Here is a 6,690-nt window from a genome sequence, read left to right as displayed (position 1 = left end):
CCCAACCAGGCGCTTCACCCGACGAAAACCGCATCGCGGTTTTCGTCGGGTGAGCTTGTCGTTAGGCACTATGTGCGGATTCCAGAACCTTTTGAACTATGGACGAAAACCTACTAAAAAAATACCTTGAATACGCCAACACAGAAGAGGCGCTTGCAGTTCTTTTTGTAAAGAAACATCTCATTAAAGCAAAAGGGCATTGGGTAGATATTGTCGATTACGACCGCTATGAGATGTCCGACCTGGATGATTTACATTTCCGATTCGTCGAAGGCGGCTTGTATAAGCGAAAAATACAACCTCGCTATCCATCGAAATCTGCATACACCATCAATGGAAAATTTAATGAACGCGAGTATTACTTGATGGCACGGGCCATAACGTGGGAAACCGCACACACGGACATCGAGCAACAGAAGTCAAAGAACATGGCAGCGACGAGATTCAAGATAACAGGCGTAAGCTACGATAAAAATCGAAACAATAAGAACTATTTTCGGGACGATGCTCCACCAGAGATAAAGGCTCTTGCAAAGAATCTTAACGACCGAACAAATCCACTGTGGGACAAGGCTGAGCAATACTTCAACGAACCGGAGTTTGTATATAAAATAAAACAGGTTCGCATCTTCAACCATAGTGTCTAATCCGTAAGGCGGAAGCCAGCAAGGCAGGCGTTCCGCCGAATGGAAGCTAAAAAGAGTTATAAAATATGCATTTTGAATGGGATCCGAAAAAAGCCACAGCAAACCGGCGCAAACATGGTGTTACCTTTGAAGAAGCAAGCAGTGCATTACGCGATGTATTTTCGGCTACTGCGCATGACCCTGACCATTCAGATGACGAGGAACGATTTATAACCTTTGGTGTTTCCTCCCAAGGACGGTTACTTACGGTGGCACATACTGATAGAGGTAATGCGATTCGCATCATTTCGGCACGACTGGCGACTAATATTGAGAGGCAAATTTATGAAGAAGGTTAAATCAGAGATGGCTGACGAACTCAGACCAGAATACAAACGATCAGATTTCGGTGAAATCGTGCGTGGCAAATATGCAAACCGGATCAAAGAAGAAACCAATATAGTGCTTCTTGAGCCTGATATTGCAGAAGCTTTTCCGAATGATGAAGCGGTAAACAAAGCACTTCGGTATTTGCTGGAAGTAGCAAAAACATCGACCAGCCTAACCCAACGCTCCAGCGGACTCCGCTAACGCTCCGCCGCTGAGCTTTTCGTTATGTTCTTAGTCGAGGTTGGCTAAATTGACGCAAATTGCTCCAGAGAAAATACGGTTCATCAAGCTCGGCGAAGGTGGCGAGTGGGAACAGTCATGCATACATGAGGGCACGCTCCGGTTGGGCTACCACAGCCCTCATCACCAAGACTCGTTGAATGGCAATTGGGATGCGGTTAGGCGATTTTGGTTAAATATTCGCAACGGCAATGAGGGGGCAGCAACGCGAGACATAAACCAGATACGGGACTTTTACGAACTCAAAGAAACAGACGTTTGGATTACTTTCTACAAGAAAAAACTATATTGGTGCCATGCCGCTAGTGATGTCATAGAGCTGACCGACCAGAGCCGAATCAGAAAGGTTATTGGTTCTTGGTCGTCAAAAGACATTAATGGCAAGGCACTACGGGTTGAGAACATAGATGGACGTGTAACAAAAGTTCAGATGTTTCGAGGAACAATCTGTTCCATTGACCTGCAGGACTATCTTGTAAGGAAAATAAATGGACTGGTCATTCCCGAAGTAGAAAAAACGAAGGACTCCCTTGAAACACTGCGGACTGACATTGAAGACCTAATCAAAGGGCTTTGGTGGCATGATTTCGAGTTGTTAATTGATCTGGTTTTCTCAAAAGCAGGATGGCAAAGATTCTCCGTTCTCGGGAAAACAGAAAAAGATATTGACCTCGACGTTTACTCTCCATCAACACAAAAAAGAGCGTTCGTGCAAATTAAATCAACAACTACACGCGCCGAAATTCAGTCCTATATCGAAACCTATCAGGAATACGAGCAGTTCAACGAAATGTATTTTGTGTACCACACGTGCCATGCTGACTTGTCCGACATTGAATCGCTTCATCCAAATGTTCATCTTTGGGGGTTAAAAAGACTTGCCGGGCTTGTCGTTAATGCGGGGTTGGCAGAATGGCTGATAAACAAACGAACATAGCCCGGCAGTCTACACGGACGCTGCGCGATAAAGCCGCGCAGGTCCGTAGGTCCGTAGGTCCGATTAGCGGCAGCGTAATCGGACGCATGTTTTAATCGAGTTATGTCTGTCTTTGATGTTTCGCTGCCGCGAAGCCTGATTTAACGCCGGTTCGCGGACCGGCCGCCGCGATACTTTCGCTACGAAAACCATCCGTGGTTTTCGCCCTGCGGGCCAGCCTATCGGCTGTTCAAATTCGCTCCCGGCGAATTTGTGCGTGGCCAAAAGAAAGTATCCAAAGACAAATCCGCCGGGAGCGGATTTGGACGCTCTCGGCGCACGAAGTGCGAGCGCCCGGATGGCGCGAGTCAGCAGGCCACCCCATGCCGCGTTGATCCTGCGCTCCTCGGGTTTGAACGGGGTTTTTCGAAGGGGCATCCAGCCCCTGCGAAAAACGCGCGGCTTCCCTGCCGCGCCCCTGTCGGGCAAATCCGCTCAAACCCTCCGGTGCTCGGCGCGGCATCAAGGGAGAAACCGTCCCGTTGGCTGTAGCAGTCAGAGGTGGAGCCGAAAAATTGAACAGCCTGGTAGGTCACGTTGCCGCAGTAGCGGTTACGTGACGTTCGATGCTAAGCCCGTTCCGATTAGAGAAGCGTAAGCGGAGGAATGAAAGCCTCATACGTGCGATTATGCTTTGCTAATCGCACCTACATCACGGCCAGCCGGGTAGGGTGGGCACGGTTTTTGTGTCCACGCGGTTGGAATGGCGGGCAAATATGCCGACCCTACATCCTCTAAAAGTCGCATAGGATGCCGCCGTTATGCGCATGGATCGCGACCTTTGCGCCTCGCATCGCTCGACGCAAGAATGCGATAAGGTGCGGCGCTATGGGATGCTGTCGTCAGGCGCATCGTTTGCGGAATCCTAAGCCCGCCTCAGTGCCGCATGCTGGTCGACAAATCCCACATCGGCAGAAAGATTCCCAGCGCCAGTACCAATACCATGATGCCGATGACGACGATCAGAACCGGTTCGATAGTGCCGGCCAGGTTTTTTAATTCCGCGTCGATTTCGCCTTCGTAAAAATCCGCCGCTTCCTGCAGCATCTCGGCGATATTGCCGGATTCCTCGCCGACCAGGATCATCTGTATCACCAGCGGCGGAAACAGGCCGATGCTGCGGGCCATGCGGCTGATGCTGTCGCCTTTTTCTATGCCTACCTGCATTTTATGCAGTTGCGAACCGATGAAATCGTTGCCGACCGCCTGGGCGACGATGGATATGCCTTGAATCAACGGCACGCCGGCGTTGAGTATCATGGCAAAGGAACGCGAGAAGCGTTCCATGGTGGCGCGTTCGATGATGCTGCCGATGACGGGGATTTTTAATAAGGCTTTATGCCACTGTAAACGCCCGGCCGCCGTGTCCAGGTATTTGTTGACCAGCAAGGCCGTAACCAGCAAGCCGCCGAGTAGATACGGCCAATAAGCGACGCTGAAGTCGGATACCGACATCAATAAGCGGGTTTGCCACGGTAATTGCGCGCCCATTTTGTCGAACACCCCCTTAAAAGCGGGTATGACGTAAATGTTTACGATGACTAGGGCAATGCCGATGGCAATTAACACCATGCTCGGATAACGCAGCGCCGACTTGATGCGGGACTGGGTTTCTTTTTCCCGTTCCAGATAATGGCCGATCTGCTGAAAAGCCTGTTCCAGGCCGCCGGTGGTTTCGCCGACATTGACGATGCTGACCAGCAGAATCGGAAAAATCTTGCGGTATTGCGCCATAGCCTGGGACAGGCTTTGGCCGGATTCCAGTTTGCGGCTAATGCCGGCCAAGGCTTGTTTCAGGGCGATGTTACGGCAGCTGTCGGCCAGACTGGTTATGGCCCGCATCAAGGGCACGCCGGCTTTGGTCAGGCTGTACATTTGCCGGCTGAACAAAATCAGGTCGTTGATGCCGAGTTGTTGGGCGGCGCGCCAATCTAAAAATTGTTGAATCATGGCGCCTTGTTGCACCGCCGCCTCGATGCTGATAGGGGTCAAGCCTCGGCTAAGCAAGGTTTGCGCAACCGATTTGCTGCTGTCCGCTTCCACGGTGTTGCTGACCAGTTTGCCGGCACCGTTACGGGCTTTATAGGTGAACAACGGCATCTTACACTTCCGAGATGCGCATGACTTCGTGCAACGTGGTCGCGCCTTGTTTGACCAGTTCCAGCGCTTGTTCGGTGAAGGTTTTAAACCCGGGGGTGGCGCGGGCGGCGGCGATAAACCCCGCCGAATCGTTGCGCCGCAACGCGTCCAGGGTTTCATGGCGCATTTCCAGCAATTCGTATACGCCCACTCGGCCCCGGTAGCCGATGTGGTTGCAATGCTGGCAGCCGGCGCCTTTTTTAAAGGCTATCTCGGACGCGCGCAAGCCGAAGCTTTGTTCCAGCCAGATGGTCTGGTCTTCTTTGATGGCAACGGTTTCGGCGCAGCGGTCGCAGATTTTACGCACCAGACGTTGCGCCACGATGACTTTCAGCGAGCTGGCCAGAATATAGCCTTCTATGCCCATGTCCAGCAGACGGGTGGCGGTTTCCACCGCGCCGTTGGTATGCAGGGTCGAGAACACCAAATGCCCGGTGATGGAGGCGCGCACGGCGATTTCGGCGGTTTCCCGATCGCGGATCTCGCCGACCAGAATCACGTCCGGGTCTTGCCGCAAGGCCGAGCGCAATACGCTGGCGAAGCTGAGACCGATTTTTTCGTTGATTTGCGCCTGATTGACGCGCGGCAGGCTGTATTCCACCGGGTCCTCGGCGGTGATGATCTTGGTTTGCGGGAAATTGACCGCCGACAGCGCCGCGTAGAGGGTGGTGGTCTTGCCGCTGCCGGTGGGGCCGGTGACCAGAATCAAGCCGTGCGGATTACGGATATGCGCTTTAAAGCGGGTCAACAATTCCGCCGGCATACCCAGCAATTCCAAATCCAGCAAGCCCTTGGACTGGTCGAGTATCCGCATCACGATGGATTCGCCGTTTTGGATCGGCAACGTCGACAAGCGGACATCCAGATTTTTGTTTTTGATCCGGATCGAAAAGCGGCCGTCCTGCGGCAGCCGCTTTTCGGAAATGTTCAGCCCGCACATCAGTTTTAAACGCACCACCAGGGCCGGGGCGATATTGATGCTGTCCAGCACCTGTTCGTTTAAGACGCCGTCGATACGCTGGCGGATGCGCAGCACTTTCTCGTCCGGTTCGATGTGAATGTCGGAGGCGCTGGTTTGCACGGCGTCTTCGAAAATCGATTGCAGCAATTTAACCACCGGCGCATCGCTGATTTCCACATTGGATAGCAGGTTGTTGAAATCGAAGTTGTGTTCCGACAGTTCGTCGCTTAATTGCTCGGCCAGATTGCTGATTTCCTCGGTGCGCCGGTAGGCCTGGTCTATGGCGGTGAGCAAGTCCGATTCCCGCACCACGGCCTGGCGGATGCGTTTTTTCAGCACCCGGCTGATTTCGTCCAGCCCCATCAGGTCGGTGGGGTCGGCCATGGCCAATAAAATATCGTGCGGATTGCTTTCCAGCAGCATGACCCGGAAGCGGCGGGCCAGGTTTTCCGGCAGTTCCTTGCAGACTTCCGGCTTGCGCTTGTACTGGGCAATGTCCAAAAACGGAATTTGCAGCTGGCGGGAGAGGAAATTCAGCAAGTCCGTTTCGCTGATGTAATTCAGGTCGATCAGGGTACGGCCCAGTTTGCGGCCGGTTTTTTTCTGTTCGCTCAGCGCATTGATCAGTTGGTCGTGGCTGATGATGCGGTTTTGTACCAGCAGGTCGCCGATGCGGATTTTTCTTTGCGGTTCCATAAATTTTAATGGGTCAGGGCATTGAGGCGCTGATTAATATAGTCGACAACCCGCGGGGCGAGAGCGTTTTTATCCAGTGCTTGCCGGTAGGCCTGCACCGCGCCGGCCGGTTGCTGCAATTTGTCGCTGCAAATACCCAGCCCCAGCCAGTTTTCGGCTTTTTCGGGCTGAAGGCGGGCGAGTTTTTGGTACACGGGCAAGGCTTTCGCGAATTGCTGCTGCTGTTGATAGGCGGCGGCCAGCAAGGCCAGATAATGCAAATCGTTCACGGCGTAGTCGTCGACTTGCTCCAGGCTGGCGATGGCGGCCGGAAAGTTTTTTTGCTGAATGTGATAATGGGCCAGGGTGGTAATAAATTTCAGGTTGTCCGGAAACAGGGCCAGACTTTCGTCCAAAAAATGCTTCAATTCCAAGGATGCAGGCTCGCGCGCCAGGATACCGAGCAATTTATGCCGCGCCGGTAAATGGCGGGGGTCCTGTTGCAATGCCTCGCGCAAATATTCCTGTTGCATCAAGCGCGACGCGCTGTTTTCCGCTTGGCGAAACAAGGTTTCGGCCCGCTGCGGCGGTTTTGCCGGCTGATTGCGGCCAGGTTTGGCCGGCCTTGCCGCGGCGGTCTGGCTGGGTTTGGAAGCTGTTTGGGTCGGCGTTGGCTGGTCAGG

At 53.0% G+C, this 6,690-nt stretch carries 7 protein-coding genes; 4 read left to right on the top strand and 3 right to left on the bottom strand.

The annotated features are described in order from the left end of the window. Positions 1-98 precede the first annotated feature (98 nt). The 4 genes from NP596_RS18995 to NP596_RS18980 all read left to right on the top strand — a co-directional run bounded on the left by NP596_RS18995 (position 99) and on the right by NP596_RS18980 (position 2,193). Entirely contained in the window at positions 99-647 is a 549-nt protein-coding gene (locus NP596_RS18995) for a hypothetical protein (protein WP_256616978.1), read from the top strand. Between the two features lie 65 nt (positions 648-712). After that, on the top strand, positions 713-985 hold the full coding sequence (locus NP596_RS18990; protein ID WP_256616977.1) for a BrnT family toxin: 273 nt from the start codon (positions 713-715) through the stop codon (positions 983-985). Further along, entirely contained in the window at positions 972-1,217 is a 246-nt protein-coding gene (locus NP596_RS18985; RefSeq protein WP_256616976.1) for a hypothetical protein, read from the top strand. The genes NP596_RS18990 and NP596_RS18985 overlap by 14 nt, the downstream gene beginning before the upstream one ends. A 49-nt stretch (positions 1,218-1,266) precedes the next feature. Beyond that, positions 1,267-2,193 (top strand): restriction endonuclease, encoded by a 927-nt coding sequence (locus tag NP596_RS18980; RefSeq protein WP_256616975.1) that lies wholly within the window; start codon positions 1,267-1,269, stop codon positions 2,191-2,193. 915 nt (positions 2,194-3,108) lie between these two features. Here NP596_RS18980 and NP596_RS18975 read toward each other — a convergent pair. The 3 genes from NP596_RS18975 to NP596_RS18965 form a co-directional block, all read right to left on the bottom strand. Further along, positions 3,109-4,332, bottom strand: a complete 1,224-nt coding sequence (locus NP596_RS18975; protein WP_256616974.1) for a type II secretion system F family protein — start codon at positions 4,330-4,332, stop codon at positions 3,109-3,111. A 1-nt stretch (position 4,333) separates the two neighbouring features. After that, positions 4,334-6,028 (bottom strand): GspE/PulE family protein, encoded by a 1,695-nt coding sequence (locus NP596_RS18970; protein WP_256616973.1) that lies wholly within the window; start codon positions 6,026-6,028, stop codon positions 4,334-4,336. 5 nt (positions 6,029-6,033) lie between these two features. Further along, positions 6,034-6,690 (bottom strand): tetratricopeptide repeat protein (locus NP596_RS18965; RefSeq protein WP_256616972.1); only part of this gene is annotated, 657 nt, incomplete at its 5' end.

It is taken from the genome of Methylomonas rivi, assembly GCF_024505165.1.
GTDB lineage: Bacteria > Pseudomonadota > Gammaproteobacteria > Methylococcales > Methylomonadaceae > Methylomonas > Methylomonas rivi.
The sequence above is the reverse complement of the archived record's forward strand: the minus strand, read 5'-3'. Positions and strand labels throughout refer to the sequence as shown.